The 1,055-nt window shown below is 47.3% G+C and carries 1 protein-coding gene; it reads left to right on the top strand.

Features of this window, described 5'->3' with window-relative positions; all coding sequences use genetic code 11:
• Positions 1-1,055 (top strand): elongation factor Tu (gene tuf / locus AB4507_RS23000; RefSeq protein ID WP_137001546.1); only part of this gene is annotated, 1,055 nt, incomplete at both ends.

Raw genomic sequence — 1,055 nt, 5'->3', positions numbered from 1 at the left:
GGTGTTGCTAAAGATTTCGCATCTATCGATAACGCTCCAGAAGAGCGTGAGCGCGGTATCACAATCGCAACTTCTCACGTTGAGTACGACACTCCAGCACGTCACTACGCACACGTAGACTGTCCAGGACACGCGGATTATGTTAAAAACATGATCACTGGTGCTGCACAAATGGACGGCGGTATCCTAGTTGTTGCTGCGACTGACGGCCCTATGCCTCAAACTCGTGAGCACATCCTACTTGGTCGTCAAGTTGGTATCCCTTACATCATCGTATTCATGAACAAATGTGACATGGTTGATGACGAAGAGCTACTTGAGCTAGTTGAGATGGAAGTTCGTGAACTTCTTTCTGAATACGACTTCCCAGGTGATGACCTACCAGTTATCCAAGGTTCTGCACTTGGCGCACTAAACGGCGAGAAGCAGTGGGAAGACAAGATCGTTGAGCTTGCAGAAGCACTAGATTCTTACATTCCTGAGCCAGAGCGTGCAGTTGACCAACCGTTCCTACTACCAATTGAAGATGTATTCTCAATTCAAGGTCGTGGTACTGTTGTAACTGGTCGTATCGAGCGCGGTATCCTACGTGTAGGTGACGAAGTAGAAATCGTTGGTATCAAAGAGACTACTCTTACTACTTGTACTGGTGTTGAAATGTTCCGTAAACTGCTTGACGAAGGTCGTGCAGGTGAGAACGTTGGTGCACTTCTACGTGGTACTAAGCGTGATGACGTTGAACGTGGTCAAGTACTTTCTGCGAAAGGTTCTATCAACCCACACACTAAGTTTGAGTCTGAAGTATACGTACTTTCTAAAGACGAAGGCGGCCGTCACACTCCTTTCTTCAAAGGTTACCGTCCACAGTTCTACTTCCGTACAACTGACGTAACAGGCGACATCACTCTACCAGAAGGCGTAGAAATGGTAATGCCAGGTGACAACGTTCAAATGACTGTTGAGCTAATCGCTCCAATCGCAATGGACGAAGGTCTACGTTTCGCAATCCGCGAAGGTGGCCGTACAGTTGGTGCTGGTGTTGTAGCTAAAATCTT

The organism is Vibrio sp. 10N.222.54.A3 (assembly GCF_041474095.1).
Lineage (GTDB): Bacteria > Pseudomonadota > Gammaproteobacteria > Enterobacterales > Vibrionaceae > Vibrio > Vibrio crassostreae_C.
This window is presented reverse-complemented; position numbering and strand designations above follow the sequence as displayed.